The 18,938-nt window shown below is 69.1% G+C and carries 17 protein-coding genes and 1 pseudogene; 12 read left to right on the top strand and 6 right to left on the bottom strand.

The window, feature by feature from the left end; genetic code table 11:
* Window positions 1–9 precede the first annotated feature (9 nt).
* Window positions 10–903: a hypothetical protein gene (locus KUV67_01275; protein ID MBY6203498.1), complete on the bottom strand. Its 894-nt coding sequence runs from the start codon at window positions 901–903 to the stop codon at window positions 10–12.
* A gap of 79 nt (window positions 904–982) precedes the next feature.
* Entirely contained in the window at window positions 983–1,930 is a 948-nt protein-coding gene (locus tag KUV67_01270; protein ID MBY6203497.1) for a glutaminase, read from the bottom strand.
* Window positions 1,931–2,037: 107 nt separating this feature from the next.
* Here KUV67_01270 and KUV67_01265 point away from each other — a divergent pair, with 107 nt between their 5' ends.
* From KUV67_01265 to KUV67_01245, 5 genes are all read left to right on the top strand, one after another.
* Window positions 2,038–2,703: a DUF2959 domain-containing protein gene (locus KUV67_01265; protein MBY6203496.1), complete on the top strand. Its 666-nt coding sequence runs from the start codon at window positions 2,038–2,040 to the stop codon at window positions 2,701–2,703.
* A 126-nt stretch (window positions 2,704–2,829) separates the two neighbouring features.
* Window positions 2,830–4,089 (top strand): lytic murein transglycosylase, encoded by a 1,260-nt coding sequence (locus tag KUV67_01260; protein ID MBY6203495.1) that lies wholly within the window; start codon window positions 2,830–2,832, stop codon window positions 4,087–4,089.
* Window positions 4,086–4,922 (top strand): glucosaminidase domain-containing protein, encoded by an 837-nt coding sequence (locus KUV67_01255; protein MBY6203494.1) that lies wholly within the window; start codon window positions 4,086–4,088, stop codon window positions 4,920–4,922. Before KUV67_01260 ends, KUV67_01255 begins: the two co-directional genes overlap by 4 nt.
* Window positions 4,919–6,049, top strand: coding sequence for a polysaccharide deacetylase family protein (locus tag KUV67_01250; protein MBY6203493.1), 1,131 nt, complete (start codon window positions 4,919–4,921; stop codon window positions 6,047–6,049). Before KUV67_01255 ends, KUV67_01250 begins: the two co-directional genes overlap by 4 nt.
* A 66-nt stretch (window positions 6,050–6,115) precedes the next feature.
* A complete protein-coding gene (locus KUV67_01245; protein MBY6203492.1) occupies window positions 6,116–6,973 on the top strand; it encodes a zinc metallopeptidase in 858 nt (285 codons plus the stop codon).
* A gap of 81 nt (window positions 6,974–7,054) precedes the next feature.
* Here KUV67_01245 and aat read toward each other — a convergent pair whose 3' ends face one another.
* Genes aat through trxB form a run of 3 tightly spaced genes read right to left on the bottom strand, consistent with a single transcriptional unit; the run spans window position 7,055 to window position 9,784 of the window.
* On the bottom strand, window positions 7,055–7,744 hold the full coding sequence (gene aat / locus KUV67_01240; protein ID MBY6203491.1) for a leucyl/phenylalanyl-tRNA--protein transferase: 690 nt from the start codon (window positions 7,742–7,744) through the stop codon (window positions 7,055–7,057).
* Window positions 7,741–8,820, bottom strand: coding sequence for a GNAT family N-acetyltransferase (locus KUV67_01235; protein MBY6203490.1), 1,080 nt, complete (start codon window positions 8,818–8,820; stop codon window positions 7,741–7,743). The genes aat and KUV67_01235 overlap by 4 nt, the downstream gene beginning before the upstream one ends.
* Before the next feature lie 13 nt (window positions 8,821–8,833).
* Window positions 8,834–9,784, bottom strand: coding sequence for a thioredoxin-disulfide reductase (trxB, locus tag KUV67_01230; GenBank protein MBY6203489.1), 951 nt, complete (start codon window positions 9,782–9,784; stop codon window positions 8,834–8,836).
* A 244-nt stretch (window positions 9,785–10,028) separates the two neighbouring features.
* Between trxB and KUV67_01225 the strand changes: the two are divergent.
* The 3 genes and pseudogenes from KUV67_01225 to KUV67_01215 all read left to right on the top strand — a co-directional run bounded on the left by KUV67_01225 (window position 10,029) and on the right by KUV67_01215 (window position 14,538).
* Window positions 10,029–12,345 (top strand): annotated as a pseudogene (locus KUV67_01225) (cell division protein FtsK).
* A 653-nt stretch (window positions 12,346–12,998) separates the two neighbouring features.
* Window positions 12,999–13,598 carry an outer membrane lipoprotein chaperone LolA gene (gene lolA, locus KUV67_01220; protein ID MBY6203488.1) on the top strand — a complete coding sequence of 200 codons (600 nt, stop codon included), beginning with the start codon at window positions 12,999–13,001 and terminating at the stop codon, window positions 13,596–13,598.
* Window positions 13,599–13,632: 34 nt separating this feature from the next.
* On the top strand, window positions 13,633–14,538 hold the full coding sequence (locus KUV67_01215; protein ID MBY6203487.1) for an AEC family transporter: 906 nt from the start codon (window positions 13,633–13,635) through the stop codon (window positions 14,536–14,538).
* Window positions 14,539–14,551: 13 nt separating this feature from the next.
* Here the strand turns inward: KUV67_01215 and KUV67_01210 are convergent, their stop codons facing one another.
* Window positions 14,552–15,511 (bottom strand): calcium/sodium antiporter, encoded by a 960-nt coding sequence (locus KUV67_01210; protein MBY6203486.1) that lies wholly within the window; start codon window positions 15,509–15,511, stop codon window positions 14,552–14,554.
* A 105-nt stretch (window positions 15,512–15,616) separates the two neighbouring features.
* On the opposite strand from KUV67_01210, the gene pyrC reads away from it, so the two are divergent.
* From pyrC to KUV67_01190, 4 genes are read left to right on the top strand one after another with little or no spacing between them, the layout of a single operon-like run.
* Window positions 15,617–16,636 (top strand): dihydroorotase, encoded by a 1,020-nt coding sequence (pyrC, locus tag KUV67_01205; protein MBY6203485.1) that lies wholly within the window; start codon window positions 15,617–15,619, stop codon window positions 16,634–16,636.
* Between the two features lie 4 nt (window positions 16,637–16,640).
* Window positions 16,641–17,576, top strand: a complete 936-nt coding sequence (locus tag KUV67_01200) for a sodium-dependent bicarbonate transport family permease (protein MBY6203484.1) — start codon at window positions 16,641–16,643, stop codon at window positions 17,574–17,576.
* A gap of 30 nt (window positions 17,577–17,606) precedes the next feature.
* Complete coding sequence (locus tag KUV67_01195) at window positions 17,607–17,918, top strand: hypothetical protein (GenBank protein MBY6203483.1); 312 nt, start codon at window positions 17,607–17,609, stop codon at window positions 17,916–17,918.
* Between the two features lie 19 nt (window positions 17,919–17,937).
* Window positions 17,938–18,918: a threonylcarbamoyl-AMP synthase gene (locus KUV67_01190; GenBank protein MBY6203482.1), complete on the top strand. Its 981-nt coding sequence runs from the start codon at window positions 17,938–17,940 to the stop codon at window positions 18,916–18,918.
* The last annotated feature ends 20 nt before the right edge of the window (window positions 18,919–18,938 follow it).

Below are 18,938 nucleotides of genomic sequence, written 5' to 3'. Positions count from 1 at the left end.
GTCCCGATCCTATTCGTCGGACGCGGCCCGTTGAGCCCGCTCCTTGCGTGCCTTCGAGCGACGCTTCTCCGGAGCTTCGGCCATGGTTTCCAGTTCCTGGAGAATGTCGACGTCGCCTTCCGCGAGCAGCTTGGGGAAGGCCCGGCGGCACGCGGTCCAGGTGCCGCCGATGATCGCCAGGTAGATGATCGAAACGAGTAGCGCATAGCTCAGCTGGTCGACGAAGTCGCCGAGCCAGTCGGGCACGTCGATACCCAGCACGCCTTCCACGAAGCCTCCGAGGATCGGTCCCACGATGCCGATCTCGACGAACACCAGCACCATCACCCAGACCATGATCTTGAACGCGATCAGGCGCCGGACCAGGGCACCCAGCGCATCGCGCCAGGCCTTGCTGTAGCACAGCGCGGCCACGGCAATCGTCAGGCCGGCGGCGACGCCGAGCGAATCGGCGAGCGCGTCGAGGACCCCACCGATCGACGTCCACGCCGGGGCACCGGCGAGCGTGCCGGTGCCGTCGAGCAAGCGGCCGATGAACTCGACCAGGACCAGGGCGATCGCGCCCGGAATCAGTGCGCCGGCGAGCCAGGGGAAATCCTCTTCGCCTGCCAGCGGGTCGCTGAACAGGTATTGGCGGTAGAGCAGGGCATACGACGCGCCGAGCAGTACCGCGGCCAGGTTGATGAACCGGATGCCTGCGATCGGGTTCAGCACGCCCTGGAGTGCATAACCGAACAGCAGGCCGACCGCGACGAGCACCAGGACGGCCGGGCGCGGCCAGGGACCGAAGATCCGATCGAGGCGGTCGTCGTCGCTGCGGCCGTTGAAGGCCTGTCGCAAGGCCGGCAGCATGTCGGCAAATCCGCGCCGGGCGACGCGGAACAGGTGGCGTGGGTTGTACACGGAAAGGGATTCGGGCCGGACCAGCGACGAGCATCGCCCGGTTGCGGCATCGGGTCAATGGGTCACAAGTCCCGAACGTTCAGAAGATCGACAGCTCCAGGCGTTCCGTGAGTTCGTGGAGGGCTACGCGACCGGCCACGGAATTGCCCATGGCGTCGAGCGGCGGCGACCACACGCAGATTCCCGAGTGGTCGGGCGCCACGGCGAGGATGCCGCCGGCCACGCCGCTCTTGCACGGCAGGCCGACCGAGAAGGCGAAGTCGCCCGCGGCATCGTAGGTGCCGCAGGTCAGCATCACGGCCATCACCCGGCGAGCGAGACTGCCCGAGAGCACGGTCCGGCCGCTTGCCGGATCCACGCCATCGTCAGCCAGGAAACGCACCGAACGAGCGATCTGCCGGGCGCTCATCGTGATCGCGCACTGCCGGTTGTAGACATCGAGCACCGCGTCGATGTCGTTGGTGAGATTGCCGAAGGAGGCCATCAGGTTGCCCATTGCCCTGTTCCGCTGCGAGGTGGCGTCCTCTGCAGCGGCCACCTCCGGATCGATCCGCACCGGTTCGCCGGCCAGCTCGCCGATCAGGCCGGTCAGCGAATCCAGTGGATCGCTGCAGTGCTCGATCAGGAGGTCCGCGATGACCAGCGCGCCCGCGTTGATCATGGGGTTTCGAGGGATCCCGCGCTCGTGTTCGAGCTGGACCAGGGAATTGAACGGGTCGCCGGAGGGCTCGCGCCCGACGCGGGTCCAGATCTCCTCGCTGACGCCGCGGTCGCTACCCAGGCGCTGCATGGCCAGAACCAGTGCGAACAGCTTCGACATCGACTGGATCGGGAAGCATTCGTCGGCGTCGCCGACCACGTGCTCGCGTCCGTCGAGCTCGACCAGGGCCAGGCCGAAGCGGTCCGGATCGAGTTCGGCCAGCTGCGGAATGTAGTCGGCCACCTCTCCCTTCCGTGCGTGCGGACGGGCAGCGTCGGCCGAGTCTCGGATCGCCTGCTCGATGTTCGTCGGGTCGATGCGGGCCATGGGTCTGCTCCTGGGCAACGGAGCGGCAGGGTAGCAAAGTCCGGCCGGCGGTCGAACTCCGCTCTCGGTAGACTGTCGCATCGAATCATCAGAACGAGGAATGCGCCATGACGACGAAGCCGGATCGATTCGCCCGATGGCTGCCGATCGCAGCCAGTCTCCTGTTGCTGGCCGGCTGCCAGGCCGCGAAGTACCGCACGCTCGAATCCTTCGGCATCGAGAAGCGCGACATCCTTGGAAGCCGCGTGGAGGCTGCACGCGATGCCCAGGACGATGCGCGCGAGCAGTTTTCCTCGGCGCTGGAGCAGTTCCGGGCCACGGTCGAGTTCGACGGCGGCGACCTGGAGGATCTCTACGACCGGCTCGACCGGGAGTACACGCGCAGCGTCGATGACGCCGAACGGGTGCGGGATCGGATCGACTCGATCCGCGACGTCGCCGAGGACCTGTTCGACGAATGGGAAGACGAGCTCGACGCTTACGAGAACGCGAATCTGCGCGATCGATCCGCCGAACTCCTGCGCGATACGCGGTCGCGCTACGGCCGGATGATCGTTGCGATGCAGCGCGCCGAGGCCACCATGGATCCCGTGCTGGAAGCCTTCGAGGACCAGGTGCTGTTCCTGAAGCACAACCTGAACGCCCGCGCGATCGCGGCGCTGCGTTCCGAGCTCGACGGTATCGAAGACGACACGGAGGCGCTGGTCGAGGCGATGAACGCATCGATTGCCGAGGCCGACGCGTTCATCCAGAGCCTCGAAGGGTCGTCGTGACGCATCCGCTCCGGGTCGCGTCCTTGTCGATCGGGCATCGACCGGGGAACCACTTCGGGGTGCGATCCTCCAAGCCCTGCTCGTAATCGCAATCGGTATCGTGATCGTGACGGAGACGCAGCTTCGATGATGGCATTCGCAGCACGCCGGCCTTCCCCGCTTCCGGGAGCGTTCGCGCTGGTCGCCGCACTGAGCATGCTCTCGGCCGGGGGTCTTCGTGCCCAGGAGGTCGACGCGGAGACGCCCGCAGCCGCCTTTTCCGCGTGCCGGGTGGGCCTGATGGATACGGCCCGCCAGCGCGGCGTGGCCGATTCGCTGGTCGATGGCGCCCTGGCCGAGGTCGAGTACCAGCCCCGGGTGATCGAGCTCGATCGGGCCCAGCCCGAATTCAGGCAGTCGTTCGCCGCGTATCTGCGGGCCCGGGTGACCGCATCGCGAATCACGACCGGGCGCCTGATGCTTGCGAGCTATCCGGAGCTGCTGGCGCGCCTGACCCGCGAGTACGGCGTCCCCGGCCGCTACCTGGTGGCGTTCTGGGGCCTGGAGACCAACTTCGGCGGCTTCCTCGGCGGCATGCCCACGCTCGACGTGCTGGCCACGCTGGCCTGCGACGAGCGCCGCTCGGCGTTCTTCACCGAGGAGCTGATGATCGCGCTGGAGCTGATGGAGCGGGAGTCGCTGGAGGCGGACACGCTGCGCGGTTCCTGGGCCGGTGCCATGGGGCACACGCAGTTCATGCCCTCGACCTGGCAGCGGCACGCGGTCGACGGCGACGACGACGGCCGCATCGACCTCTGGAACAGCGTTCCCGATGCCCTGGCCTCGGCGGCCAACTACCTCGCGGCCCTCGGCTGGCAGCGTGGGGAGCGGTGGGGTCGGGAGGTCCGCTTGCCGGAGGCGTTTCCCTACGAGCAGACCGGACTGGACAACCGTCGGCCGCTGGATCACTGGCGCGGGCTCGGCGTTCGTACCGCCACGGGCACCGAACTGCCGGCGGCCGAGATCGAGGCCGCCGTCCTGGTGCCGATGGGGCACCGCGGGCCGGCGTTCCTGGTCTACCCGAACTTCGATGCGATCGTGGCCTGGAACCGCTCCCAGTCCTATGCGATCGCGGTCGGGCACCTCGCCGACCGGATCGCCGGCGGCGGCGACCTGGTCGCCGGCCTGCCCGACATCGAGCGGGCGCCGTCGGTACAGACGATCCGCGATGTGCAGACCCGCCTGCTCGACCTCGGCTTCGATCCCGGGGAGCCGGACGGCCTCATGGGCCCGGCGACCCGCAGCGCGTTGCGCGACTGGCAGGCGGCCGAGGGCCTGGTCGCCGACGGCTACCCCGACGAGCGAACGCTCGAACGCCTGACCAACGGGGGAGAATCGAAGCGATGAACGCACCGCCGACGGAGACGAAGCGCGAAACGACGTTGCCGTCCGCCGACGGGGGGCTCCACCTCGGCCACGGCCTGGTCGCCTTCGCCGCGCTGCTGCTGGTCACCGGCGCACTGGTTCTCGGCCTGCGTCCGGCCCCCGGCCCGCTGCCCGATTTCGACCTCGATGGACCGGCCGACGCGCGCAAGCAGGCCTTCTTCGAATTCCTGGCACCGCTGGTGCGCGAAGAGAATGCGCGGGTCGCGGCGCAGCGCGAGCGCCTGCTCGCGCTCGAGGCCCGACTCGAGGCAGGGCAGGCGCCGGGTTGGTGGGCCGGGCGATGGCTGCGCGCGCGTGCGATCGAATACGAACTCGAAGCGGACCCGGAGCGCACGGTCGAGGAGACCGTGGCCGCCCTGAAACTGCGGATCGACACCGTGCCGCCGGCGCTGGCGATGGTGCAGGCCGCTGCCGAGTCGGCCTGGGGCCGGTCGCGCTTCGCGCGCCAGGCGAACAACCTGTTCGGCCAGTGGTGCTACGAACCGGGCTGCGGCATGGTTCCTCGTCGTCGTTCGAAGGGCGCACGCCACGAGGTCGCGGCCTTCGAGTCGCCACGGCAGTCGGTCCGGCGCTACCTGCACAACCTGAACACGCACCCGGCCTACGCACCACTGCGCCGGATCCGTGCCGGCCTGCGCGAGGCCGGCGAGCCGCCACGGGCCCTGGCCCTCGCCGACGGCCTGATCCGCTACTCGGAGCGTCGCCAGGCCTACGTCGACGAGATCAAGGCGGTCATCCGGACCAACCGCCCGCTGATCGACGAGGCGCTGGCGCGGGTCGAGGCCGGACAATGACGGGGTGCGATTCGACCAGGCCGTCGACGCTGCAACGCGGCGCGGCTTCGCGTTGGGGCGGGTTCCTCGCGGCCCCGGCCCTGGCCCTGCTGTTCTCGGCGATCGGCGACGCGCATGCCGATCAGCGCCCGCCCGCCGATCATGCCGTGGTCCTGCTTTATCACCATGTGGCCGACGATACGCCCGCCTCGACCAGCGTCACGCCCGAACGGTTCGAGGCCCACCTCGACTGGTTGGCCGACGAGGGCTACGCGGTGCGGCCGCTGCTTGATCTGCTTGAGGCGCTCAGCAAGGGCGAGGCCGTCCCCGAGCGTTCGGTCGCGATCACCTTCGATGACGCCTGGGTCTCGGTGCACGACACGGCGGCCCCGATGCTCGCCGAGCGCGGCTGGCCCTACACGGTGTTCGTCAATACCGATGCGGTCGACGCCGGGGAAGGGCCCGTCATGAGCTGGGACCAGCTGCGGGCCCTGGCCGAGGCCGGCGCCTCGCTGGAAAGCCATTCGGCCAGCCACGCACACCTTGCCGGTCCGCGCGACGGCGAGACCCGGGCCGACTGGACCGAGCGAATCGATGCCGATCTGGCGCGAGCGGCCCGGCGGCTGGAGGAAGAAACGGGACGGAGTCCGCGCGCGTTCGCCTACCCGTACGGCGAGGACAGCCGAGCGCTGGCCCGGCGCGTCGCTCGGCATCACGAATTCGGCCTGGTCCAGCGATCCGGGGCGGTCGGTGCCGGCACCGATCTTCTCGCCGTGCCGCGTTTTCCCTTCGCGACCGGTTTCGATGGGCTCGACCGCCTCGAACGTGCCGTGCGTTCGCGGCCGTTGCCGGTTTCCGCGGCCGAGCCGCATCCGCCCGGGGACGGTCCCAGGGAGCCGCTCGAGCGCCTGGTGCTGTCGATCGACGAGGGCGCCTATCGCGTCGACGCCGTGGCCTGTTACGGCTCCTCGGGCACGACTCTTGCGGTCGAAGCGCTGGACCCGGGGCCGCCGCTCCGGCTCGCGATCGACGTCTCCGGCATCGATTCGGCCGGGCGCAACAAGGTCAATTGCACGGCGCCTGCCGCCGACGGCAGCGGCGATTGGTTCTGGTACGCCTACCAGTGGCTGCGGCCGCCGCTGGAATGAGGGGACGGGGCCGCGCGTGCCCGGAATCGATCCGGGCGGAACGGATTGTTCGATGAGGGACGGACCATGAAATGGAAGCGCGCGCGAAGGAGCAGCAACGTCGAGGATCGCCGCGGCCGACGCGTGGCCGCCGGCGGCGGGCTCGGCCTCGTGGGCATCGGCATCGTGCTGGTGGTCGGCCTGTTGCTGGGCAAGAGCCCGATGGAGATGCTCGGCCTGGTGCAGCAGTTGAACCAGGGTGCACCGGGCGCGGACACGCGATCCGACGCGCCGCCGGATGACGAGTCGAGGGCGTTCATCGAAGCGATTCTCGGCGAAACCGAGGACGTGTGGAGCGAGCTGTTCGCCGAGCGCGGCGCCCGCTACCCGGCTCCGACGCTGGTGTTGTTCAGCGGGCAGGTCCAGTCGGCCTGCGGTCGGGCCAGCAGTGCGATGGGGCCGTTCTACTGCCCGGGCGACAACCAGGTCTACATCGACACCTCGTTCTTCGACCAGATGGAGCGCCGACTCGGAGGCGGCGGGGACTTCGCCGAGGCCTATGTCATCGCGCACGAAGTCGGACATCACGTGCAGACCGTGACCGGAACGACGGACGTGGTTTCGCAGGCGCGGCGGCGCGGCGAGAACGTCGAGGGCGCCCAAGGGCTGCTGGTGCGCCAGGAGCTCCAGGCCGATTGCTACGCCGGCGTCTGGGGCCACCGGGCGCAGGAGCGGCACCGGTGGCTCGAGCCGGGCGATATCGAAGAGGCGCTGAACACGGCCTCGGCGATCGGCGACGATCGGCTGCAGCGCCAGGGGCGAGGCACGGTGGTGCCCGATTCCTTCACCCACGGGACCGCCGAGCAGCGGGTGCGCTGGTTCCGGCGCGGGTTCGAGAGCGGGGACCCGGCTCGCTGCGATACCTTTGCGGCCGCGCGGCTCTAGTCAATCGCCGGATCGCTCCGCGGCGTTCATGTCGGAGCGTCGAGGTGAATTCGAACGGGCGCCCGGCGCCCGCCGGGGCAGTCACTCGGCCAGTTCGGGCCGCGGCTCGCGCGTCCCGTGACGGACCAGGCGCAGGAAGTCCGGGCGATCGAGCAGGCGAAGATTGAATTGCTCCAGGTGGGGATTCCACAGCTGGCAGTCGCAGAACAGGAAGCCGGCGTCCTGCAGCCGGTTCATCAGCTCGATCAACGCCACTTTCGACGCGTCGCGCTCGTGGTGGAACTTCGATTCGGCGAAGAACACGCGTCCGACCGCGACGCCGTAGACCCCACCGACCAGCCGACCGTCGAGCCGGACCTCGAGGCTGTAGGCATCGCCGTGCTCGTGCAGGTCGATGTAGGCCGCCTTCATCTCGTCGGTGATCCACGTGCCTTCGGCGAAGCGCCGGGTCTCGGCGCAGGCCTCGATCACCGCGGCGAAGTCTCGGTTCAGAGTCACCTCGAAGCGCTGCTGGCGGAGCGTGCGCCGAAGCCGCCGCGGCACGTGAACGGCCTCGGGAATCAGCACTGCGCGCGGGTCGGGCGACCACCAGAGGATCGGCCCCCCGGGCTCGTACCACGGGAAGATGCCCTGGCGGTAGCCGGCCAGCAGGCGCTCGCGCGACAGGTCCCCGCCGACGGCGATCAGACCGTCGGGATGGCGGCCGGCCCCGGGGTCCGGGAACACCGGTGCATCGCCGAGGACCGGAACCGCAAAGGGGATGCCGCTCATGGCCGGACCTCCCGGAAGGGCACCAGTTCGTCGAGTCGTTCTCGCAGGCCCTCGAGGGCCTCGGCCTCCATGGCCAGCCAGCGGCGGATTCCGTCGCGCAGCCCCGGGTGGGCGATCCAGTGCCAGGACCGCGTCTTCACCGGCACGAAGCCGCGCCGGATCTTGTGCTCGCCCTGTGCACCGGGTTCGAAGGCCTGCAGGCCGTGCTCGATGCAGTAGTCGATGCCCCGGTAGTAGCAGGCCTCGAAATGGACGTCGCGGGTTTCTTCCAGCGCACCCCAGTAGCGACCGTAGAGCGTCGTCGGCGACTTCCAGAACACGCTGCAGGCGCGGTCCTCACCGTCGCGCGCGGCCATGCAGACGAGAAAGTCCTCGCCGAATTCCCGGGCGGCGGCGCGAAAGAACGCCTCGTTGAGGCTGGGCCGGTTGCCGTAGAGCCGATGGGTGGTGCGGTAGCAGTCCGCGACCGTGGACAGTTCCTCGTCGGCGATCGTGGCGCCGTCCAGCCAGCGGTAGGTCCAGCCACGATTCGCGCGGCGCCGTTCCTGGCGAATGTTCTTGCGCGGCTTGGCGCGCAGGGCGGCGAGAAAATCATCGAAGTCGGACCAGTCGCGGTTGTGCCAGTGATACTGCCAGCCGAAGCGCCGCAGCCAGCTCGATCGATCCAGGACCTCGGCATCGGCCGCGTCCCCGAAGTTGATCGATGCCGCGGGCAGGCCGTCGTCTGCGAGCCGGGCTTCGATCCGCTCGAGCGTCTCGAAGCGCGCGTCGGCGTCCGTGCCGAACAGGCGCGGGCCGGTCACCGGCGTGAACGGTGCGGCGACCAGCAGCTTCGGGTACCAGGCCAGCCCGTTGCGCTGGGCAGCATCGGCCCAGGCGAAATCGAATACGAACTCGCCGTGCGAATGCAGCTTGATCCAGGCCGGCAGGTCCATGTCCGCCCAGTGCCACCCGGTTGCACCTTCACTGCAGCCGGCGTCGCGGACGGCATTCAGGAAGCGGGCGTCGGTGAACGGGTTGCGGCCGCGGTTCAGGGCGTTCCAGCGGGCAACGTCGAGCCCGGCGGCGTTGGCCACGGCCGCGTCCCGGTCAGGGCTGGTCGAGAAATTTCTCGGCATCGAGCGCGGCCATGCAGCCGAAGCCCGCCGACGTGATCGCCTGGCGGTAGACATGGTCGGCGACATCGCCGGCGGCGAAGACCCCCGGCACGCTGGTCGACGTGGCCATGCCTTCGAGGCCGCTCTTGATCGTGATGTAGCCGCCCTCCATGTCGAGTTGCCCGGCGAAGATGCCGGTGTTCGGGTCGTGGCCGATCGCCACGAACATCGCGTCGGCCGGGACGTCGGTGGTGTCGCCGGTGTCGACGTGCCGGATGCGCACGCCGGTCACGCCGTCGTCGTCGCCGAGCACTTCGTCGACCACGTGGTCCCAGGCGAACTCGATCCGGCCTTCCTTCTCGCGCTCGAACAGCCGGTCCTGCAGGATCTTCTCCGCACGCAGCGCGTCGCGCCGATGGACGAGCGTGACCTTGCTGCAGATGTTGGACAGGTACAGGGCTTCTTCGGCCGCGGTGTTGCCGCCGCCGATCACTGCGACCGGCTTGTCGCGATAGAAGAAGCCGTCGCAGGTCGCGCAGGCGGAAACGCCTCGGCCCTTGAACTGCTCCTCCGAGTCGAGACCGAGGTACCGCGCCGAGGCACCGGTGGCGATGATGAGCGCGTCGCAGGTGTAGACGCCGGCATCGCCCTCGAGGCGGAACGGGCGCTCCGACAGGTCCGCGGTATGGATGTGGTCGAACACCACTTCGGTGTCGAAGCGTTCGGCGTGGGCGAGCATGTCCTGCATCAGCTGCGGACCCTGCAGATCGGCCACGCCGCCGGGCCAGTTCTCGACCTCGGTGGTCGTCATCAGCTGTCCACCCTGCTGGATTCCGGTGACGATGGCCGGGTTCAGGTTGGCGCGTGCGGCATAGACGGCAGCGGTGTATCCGGCCGGTCCGGAACCGAGGATCAGCAGCCGGAAATGGCGTGAATCGCCCATGTATACTTCTCCGAATGGGTGGTCAGGATGGTTGAAGAGGTCGCGAGGCTCCTTATCTGCGGTCGCCGACGGCCGAGACAAGCGAGACAACCCGAAGAGTAACGCAACCCCCGTCCCACGATGTGCAGCCGTGCCGTGAGGCTGCCGGGCCCGCGCGAAGCGTGGACAATAAAAACATCTTCTGGAATCATGCGTTAGACGCAACTCCTGAGAGGACTTCCCGCTTGCCCCCAGCCGCACGAAAATCCGCTCGCCCGTCCCGAAAGTCCTCGGCCCGGGGCACCAGGGCCGCGACCGCCGACCGCGGGGCGCTCGAACGCAGGCTGTTCGAGGCGCTGTTCCTGCTGGTGCTGGTCGTGGCCTGCTATCTCCTTCTCGCACTGGTGACGCACGACGCCCAGGACCCGGGCTTTTCGCGCAGCGGCGGCGACGTGGTCGCCAATCTCGGCGGCCGCTTCGGCGCCTGGATTTCCGATTTCTTCCTGGTCCTGATGGGCTACATGGCCTGGTTCCTGCCGTTCCTGATGGGCGCGGCCGCGTTCCGTCTGCTGACCGAACGCGCCGAGCCCGTCGGCTGGCCCGAGTGGGGCGTGCGCCTCGGCGGCCTGGTCCTGATCCTGCTGGCCGGCTGCATCCTGTTCGAAATGCAGCCTCGCGGCTCGCTCGCGCATACCGGGGGCATCATCGGCGACCTGCTGTCCGGGCCGATGATCCGGGCCATGGGCTTCACGGGCACGGCGCTGATCAACCTGGCCGTGCTGCTGGCCGGGATCACCCTGTTCACCGGGCTGTCCTGGGTCACGGTGATCGATCGCACGGGTGCCCTGGCGATCGCGAGCTTTGCCTGGACCGTCGAGAAGGTCGGCGAGGCGCGCGACTGGATGGCCGGCCGACGCGCGCGGGCCGAGCGCGAGGAGGTCCGCAAGCGCGACACGGTCAAGCGCAAGAAGCGCCCCGAAGTGAGAATCGAGCCGCGGGTCGAGGCCAAGCCGACGGAGAAGGCCAAGGCCAAGCTGGCCCAGAGATCGCTGTTCAAGAACCTGCCGGCGGGCAGCCTGCCGCCGCTGGACCTGCTCGACGAGCCGCCGAAGCAGGAGGCGGGCTATTCGACCGATACGCTGAAGGCGATGAGCCGCCAGGTCGAACTGAAGCTCTCGGACTTCGGTATCGAGGTCGAGGTGGTCGCGGTCCATCCCGGGCCGGTGATCACCCGCTTCGAGCTCCAGCCCGCCCCGGGGGTCAAGGGGGCGCAGATCGCCAACCTGGCCAAGGACCTGGCCCGCGGCCTGAGCGTGATCTCCGTGCGCGTGGTCGACGTGATCCCGGGCAAGAGCGTGATCGGCCTGGAGATCCCCAACAGCAAGCGAGAGATCGTCTACCTGCGCGAGATCCTTGCCTCGGAAGCCTACGAGAAGTCGTCCTCGGCGCTGACCCTGGGCCTGGGCAAGAGCATCTCGGGCAAGCCGATGGTCGCCGACATCGCGCGCATGCCCCACCTGCTCGTTGCCGGCACCACCGGCTCGGGCAAGTCGGTGGCGGTCAACTCGATGATCCTCAGCCTGATCTACAAGGCCACCCCCGACCAGGTGCGGATGATCATGGTCGACCCGAAGATGCTCGAGCTGTCGGTCTACGAAGGGATTCCGCACCTGCTCGCACCGGTGGTCACGGACATGAAGGAGGCGGCCAACGCCCTGCGCTGGTGCGTTGCGGAAATGGAGCGGCGCTACCGCCTGATGTCGAACCTGGGCGTGCGCAACCTGGCCGGCTACAACCGCAAGATCGCCGACGCCGAGGAGAAGGGCGAGCCGATCCCGGACCCGCTGGTCGATCCCAGCACGCTGGCCGAGGGCGAAGACAAGCCGACGCTGGACAAGCTGCCGTTCATCGTGGTCGTGGTCGACGAGTTCGCCGACATGATGATGATTGTCGGCAAGAAGGTCGAGGAACTGATCGCCCGCCTGGCCCAGAAGGCTCGGGCGTCCGGCATCCACCTCGTACTGGCCACCCAGCGGCCATCGGTCGACGTGATCACCGGCCTGATCAAGGCCAACATCCCGACCCGGATGGCGTTCCAGGTGTCGTCGCGGGTCGATTCGCGCACCATCCTCGATCAGCAGGGCGCCGAGAACCTCCTCGGCCACGGCGACATGCTCTACCTGCCGCCGGGCAGCGGTCTGCCCGAGCGCATCCACGGCGCCTTCGTCGACGATCACGAGGTCCACCAGGTGGTCGAATGGCTCCAGGCCCAGGGCGAGCCCGACTACCTCGAGGACGTGCTGTCGGATACGCAGACCACCGCCGACGGCCAGACCATCGGCGAGACCGGGCTGCCCGAAGCCTCGAGCGGCGACGAGTCGGACGAGCTCTACGACAAGGCCGTGGCCTACGTGCTGGAGAGCCGGCGCGCGTCGATCTCCGGCGTCCAGCGCCAGCTGCGCATCGGCTACAACCGGGCCGCGCGCCTGATCGAGGAAATGGAAGGACAGGGGATCGTGTCGCCGCCGGAGCATAACGGGCAGCGGGAAGTCCTCGCCCCTTCACCTCCACCACGCGACTAGGGAGCTACTGCGCGGGCCGCTGACGGCGCTCGGCGGTGCTCGCGATCCTCACGCACATGCACGTGCGCTCCGGTCGCTGCGCTCCGGCGATCACCGCCAGCGGCCCGCTCGTGACGCTCCGGACAAAGTTGACCGAAGCTGCCTTCGCTCGTCAAGAGCCACACGCCAGCCGCGATCGTCGCTCGGCGGTGCTCGGAATCCTCATGCACCCATCAAGTGCACTGCGGTTCCTGCGCTCCGGCGGTCACCGGTCACGAACCGCTCGCGACGCCCCAGCGCCAATCCCATCCTGCCAGGCATCGCTGCGCGAACGGCGCCCGGCAGTGCTCGCGATCCCCACGCACATGCGCGTGCGCTCCGGTCGCTGCGCGGAGCCTGCCCCGGATCGGATCCGGGGGGGCGGCCACCGGGGGACGCCCGGTCCACTCCGCAATCAGTGGTCCGGTGATGCAGGGCGTCGTGCTGGAAGCCGATGTTCGCTCGCGAGCTCACTCCCACAGTCGAGGGCTCCGAGCTGCCGGATCGATCTCCGCACTGCAATACGCTGGCTGGCCGGCCCTGCCGGGCGAAGGGGAGACTTCAGCCACCGTTCAGGGCGGGGCGGTCATAATCCCACCATGATTTCGAACCGGGGTACCGCCGTGAGACTACCGATGCTGTTTGCCGGATCGTTGCTGCTGGCCGCCGCGCCGGCGCTGGCGCAGGACGACGCGCGCACGCTGCTCGACGCGTTCGCGGCGGACCTGGACAGCCTGACCGCCGAGTTCACCCAGATCACCGTCGACGGCCGCGACGAGGTGGTCGAGCAGAGTTCCGGTCGGATGGCCTTCCAGGCCCCGGACCGCATCCGCTGGGACTACCTCGAGCCGTTCCCGCAGGCCCTGGTCGCCGACGGCGAGCAGCTGTGGCACTACGACGAGGCGCTGGAACAGGTCACGGTCCGGCCGCAGCCGGCGCCGGAGGATTCGCCGATGCTGGTGCTGACCCGCCCGGACCTGCTCGAGACCTTCTATCGCGTGCTGCCGTCGAGCGAACCGAACGTGCTGCGCTTCGAACCGCTGGCCGAGGACGCAGGCATCGAGATGGCGCGCCTGACCTTCGTCGACGCGATGCCCTACGCGCTGGACCTGTTCGACCCCTTCGGCCAGTCGACGCGGCTGACGCTCGAGAACATCGAGCGCAACGCGGCGATCGAACCCGGCACCTTCGAGTTCCAGGTCCCCGAAGGTGCGGACGTGCTGGAGGGGCTGTGAGGCCCGACGCGTGAACGCCCTCTGACCGACGGCGATGGCGGCCTACGGCACCATCCTCCTGCTGATCGCCCTCGGGCGGCTGTTCGCGGCCGCCCGGGTGCTGCCGGTGAACGCCGCCGACACGCTCAACCGGGTCGTGATCGTGCTTTGCCTGCCGGCGCTGATCTTCATCCATGTGCCCACGCTGGAAGCCTCCTGGGCGCTCCTGCCGCTGATCGTCGTGCCCTGGCTGCTGCTGGTCCTGACGATCGGGCTCGTCCTGCTCGGCGCACGCCTGTTCGGGTTCTCCCGGCCGGTGACCGCGGTGCTGCTGGTGCTGATCCCGCTCGGCAACACGTCGTTCCTGGGTTTTCCGCTGGTCGAGGCGCTACTCGGCGCCGAGTTCGTCCGCTATGCGGTGGTCTACGACCAGTTCGGCTCGTTCCTGATCGTCTGCACCCACGTCCTGTTCGTGCTGGCCTGGTTCGGCGAGGGCGACGCGCCCGCGTTCGGCGCCATCGTTCGACGCGTGGTGACCTTTCCACCGTTCGTCGCGCTGGTCGCGGCGCTGCTGCTCGGCAACGCATGGTTTCCGGACTGGCTCTCGGCCCTGGCCGGGACGCTGGCGGACATGCTGCTGCCGCTGGTCACGCTGGCGGTCGGGTTGCAGCTGAAACTTCGCCTCGTGGCCGAGTACCGATGGCCGCTGGTCTTCGGGCTCGCAGGAAAGCTGCTGGTCCTGCCTGCGGCCGCGCTCGGACTTGCGCTGGTGCTGGGCACGGACTCGCCGATTCGCGACGTGGTGGTGCTGGAGTCCGCGATGCCGCCGATGATCACGGCCGCCGCACTCGCCTCCAGCGCCCGGCTGGCGCCGGAGCTGGCCTCGGCGATGGTGGCCTGGGGTGTGCTGTTTTCCGCCGCGACCGTGCCCCTCTGGCAGTGGCTGGTCGGGTCGACCTAGCGCAGCGCCGGGTTCAGGTCAGCAGCCAGGCCGTGTAGGCGACGAAGACCGCGAGAAGGACACCGCCTTCGATCCGGTTGATCCGGCCCGGGCCGCGGACGCCGATCGCCATCACCAGCAGCAGAAGGGTGACCCCGCCCAGCACGGGGAGGTCGCGGGTGAGCAGCTTGTCGCCGACCGGCAGCGGGCGGGTCAGCCCGGCCGCGCCGATCACCATCAGCGTATTGAACAGGTTCGAGCCGACGATGTTGCCGACCGCCAGGTCGTGTTCTCCGCGGCGGGCGGCGACCAGCGACGAGGCCAGCTCTGGAAGCGACGTGCCGACCGCGACGATGGTCAGGCCGATGACCAGGTCGCTCATGCCCAGCGCCTGCGCCACCTCGACCGCGCCCCAGACCAGCAGCCGGGAGCTCGCGATCAGCACGACCAGGCCGACGACCAGCCAGGCCAGGCTGCGCCGGGGCGATGCGTCGGGTCGCACCTCCAGTTCCTGCGCGACGTCCCGTCCGAGTTCGTCGGCCGGTTGCCGCCGGGCCTCGAGAAGGCTCCAGCCGAGCAGGGCGGCGAACACCGCCAGCAACACCCCGGCGTCCAGCCGCGAAACTTCCCCGTCGAGGAGCTGCCACGCGGCCAGCGCGGTGACGCCGAGCAGCGCCGGAAGTTCGCGGCGGATGACGCTGGACTGCACCGCGATCGGACTGATCACCGCCGTCAGGCCGAGGATCAGCGCGATGTTGGTGATATTGGACCCGTAGGCATTGCCGAGCGCGATGCCGGGGTTGCCGCCCGCGGAGGCGAGCACGGACACGGTCAGCTCCGGCGCCGAGGTGCCGAAGCCGACGACGATCATGCCGATCAGCAATGGCGACATGCCGAGCCGGGAGGCGAGTTCCGAGGCCGAAACGACGAAGCGTTCCGCGCTCCACAAGAGCAGGACGAGCCCGCAGACGATCGAGAGAACGGCAAAGGTCATGGGTTCATCCTAACGAATCGGGAAGGTCGGGATCGAGCGGGTCGGTCCCGGTAGAATGCACGAAATCCTGCCCGGAAGTTCGACGTGGCCACCGATCGACTCGTCATGACCCGACCCGACGACTGGCACCTGCACGTGCGTGACGGTGAAGCACTGTCCGACGTGCTCGGCGCCACCGGACGGTGCTTCGCGCGGGCGATCGTGATGCCCAATCTCAAGCCACCGGTGACCACGGTGGCGCGAGCCGCAGCCTACCGCGATCGCATCCTCGCGGCGATGCCCGCCGAGGCTGCCTTCGAGCCGCTGATGACCCTCTACCTGACCGACAACACAACGCCGGACGAGATCCGTCGGGCGGCGGAATGCGAGTTCGTTCATGCGGTCAAGTACTACCCGGCCGGTGCGACCACCAACTCCGACAGCGGCGTGACCGACCTGGCGCGCGCCATGCCGGCGCTCGAGGCGATGCAGGAGGTCGATCTCCCGCTGCTGCTGCACGGTGAAGTCACGGACGGCGAGATCGACGTGTTCGATCGCGAGGCGGTGTTCATCGAACGGCATCTCGATCGGCTGGTGCGCGATCTTCCCGAGCTCCGCATGGTGCTCGAGCACGTGACCACGTCGGATGCGGTCGACTTCGTGTCCGCGGCCCCGGACCGGGTCGCGGCGACCGTGACCGTCCACCACCTGATGCTGAACCGCAACGCCTTGTTCGACGGCGGCCTGCGTCCGCATCACTACTGCCTGCCGCTGATCAAGCGCGAGCGCCATCGCCGGGCGCTGGTCGAGGCCGCCACCTCGGGCAGCCCGAAATTCTTCCTCGGCACCGATTCGGCGCCGCACCCGAAGGGCGCGAAGGAATCCGACTGCGGTTGCGCCGGCGTGTTCAGCGCGCCGAACGCGATCGAACTGTATGCCGAAGTGTTCGAGGCGACCGGCAGGCTGGACCGCCTGGAAGGCTTCGCCAGCCATCACGGTCCGGACTTCTATCGGCTGCCGCGCAATCGCGGCACGATCACGCTGACGCGCTCGCCCTGGTCCGTTCCCGAAGAGCTCCCGTTCGCCGATTCGACCATCGTTCCCCTGCGCGCCGGTGGCCGCGTCGCCTGGCGGTTGGAGGACTGACCGCATGGACCCGATCCTGCTGTTCTTCCTCTTCGGCCTGGCCGCCGGACTGCTGCGCGCCGAGCTGCGCCTGCCCTCGGCGATCTACGACTTCGTTTCCATGCTGCTGCTGCTTTCGATCGGCCTGAAGGGCGGCGTCGAACTCGCCGAGCAGCCGTTCCTCTCGGTGTTGCCCGACGTCGTCGTCGCGATCGTGATGGGCATCGCGCTGCCATTGCTGATCTATCCGGTGCTGCTGCACGTCGGCCGCTTCAAGCGGGCCGACGCCGCGTCGATCGCCGCGCACTACGGCTCGGTCAGCGTCGGGACCTTTGCCGTCGCCGTGGCCTGGCTGGTGACGCGCGAGATCGACTACGAAGCCCACCTGCCGCTGCTGCTCGTGGTGCTGGAAATGCCCGCGATCCTGGTCGGCATCGTGCTGGCGCGCGGACTCCGCGCGAAGATGGACTGGAAGAGCATCGGTCACGAAGTGTTTCTCGGCAAGGGCGTGGTGCTGTTGATCGGCGGTCTCTTGATCGGGTGGATCGCCGGGCCCGAAGGCCTGACGTCGATCGAACCGTTGTTCTTCGACCTGTTCAAGGGCATCCTCGCGGTATTCCTGCTCGAGATGGGGCTGATCGCGGCCGCCCAGGCGGGCAGCCTCAAGCGCTACGGGCTCTTCCTGCTTCCCTTCGGTACCGTGGTCCCGGTCGTGTTCGGCGCCATCGGTACGGGCCTGGCCCTGCTGATGGGCATGAGCCCGGGTGGGACGATGCTGTTCGCGGTACTGGCCGCCAGTTCGTCGTACATCGCCGTACCGGCGGCCATGCGCATCTCGGTGCCCCAGGCCAATCCGACGCTGTCGCTGACCGCGTCGCTGGGCATCACCTTCCCGTTCAACGTGCTGGTCGGCATTCCCCTGTACTGGACCTTTGCCGAATGGGCCCACGCGGCCGGCTGAGGGCGCTGCCGGGTTTCGATGGAGTCGTCGATGGAATCGAATCGCAACAACATACGCAAGCTGCTGACCGTGATCACCGAAGCGGTGCTGGAGTCGGCGCTGACCCGCGACCTCGAGAAGCTCGGAGCGCACGGCTACACGATCGTGAACGCGCGCGGCAAGGGCCATCGCGGCGTTCGCGACGCCGGGTGGGAGGCCAGCGGCAACATCCGGGTCGAAGTGGTCTGCGACGAGCCCACCGCGCGCCGGATCGCCGAGCACCTGCAGAAGGTCTACTACGACGACTACGCCATGATCCTGCTGCTCGGCGAGGTCGAAGTCCTGCGCCCGGAAAAGTTCTGAGACCGGGACGATCGCGCCGATGATTCGACTGGGGATCGATGCCTCCGACCTCGAGCGCGCCGCCGGCTGGCTGCGCGAGGGGCGGCTGGTGGCCATTCCCACCGAGACTGTCTACGGGCTGGCGGCCGACGCCGCCAATCCCGACGCGGTGCGGCGCGTGTTCGCCGCCAAGGGACGCCCGGCCGACCACCCGGTCATCGTGCATCTGCCCGACGCCGGGTCTCTGGACGGCTGGGCGGCCGATGTGCCCGCCGCCGCACGCCGCCTGGCCGCGGCCTTCTGGCCCGGGCCCCTGACGTTGATCCTGAAGCGCGGCCCTCGGGTCGACGACGTGATCACCGGCGGCCAGTCCACCGTCGGCCTGCGGGTCCCCGCCCATCCGATCGCGCAGGCCCTCCTCAAGCGCTTCGGCGGCGCACTGGCCGCGCCGTCCGCCAACCGCTTCGGCCACGTCAGCCCGACCACCGCGGCGCACGTGATCGACGAGTTCGACGACGAGGTGGTGGCGGTGCTGGATGGCGGCGCCTGCGACGTGGGCCTCGAGTCCACCATCGTCGACCTGAGCGGCGATGCGCCGCGCCTGCTTCGTCCGGGCATGATTGCCGCCGCCGACCTCGAGGAGGTGATCGGGATGCCCCTGGCCGAGGCCCCGGAGAACGAAGGCCCTCGCGCTTCGGGGCGACTGCCGTCGCACTACGCGCCGGAAGCGCCGCTGAGACTGGTCGCGCCCGAGGCGCTCGACGCCACCGTCGCCGAGGCTCTGGAAACCGGCAGCGTCGCCGTACTCGCACGACGTGGACCCGATGCGTTGCACGACCAATGCCGCTGGTTCCGTATCGCCGACCGGGCCGAGGACTACGCCCGCGAGCTCTATGCGACCCTGCGCCGCGCCGACGCCCGCGGGCCGGCGGTCATCCTGGTCGAAGCGGTGCCCGAAGGGCCCGATTGGCAGGCCATCCGCGACCGGCTGCGCCGCGCAGCCGCCGACCGCGACGACTGAAACGGGCTGCGGCCGGGCGG

This window comes from Halomonas denitrificans (assembly GCA_019800895.1).
In the GTDB taxonomy this organism is placed as follows: domain Bacteria; phylum Pseudomonadota; class Gammaproteobacteria; order Xanthomonadales; family Wenzhouxiangellaceae.
Note: the sequence above shows the minus strand (reverse complement) of the source record. Positions and strands in the feature narration are given on the sequence as shown.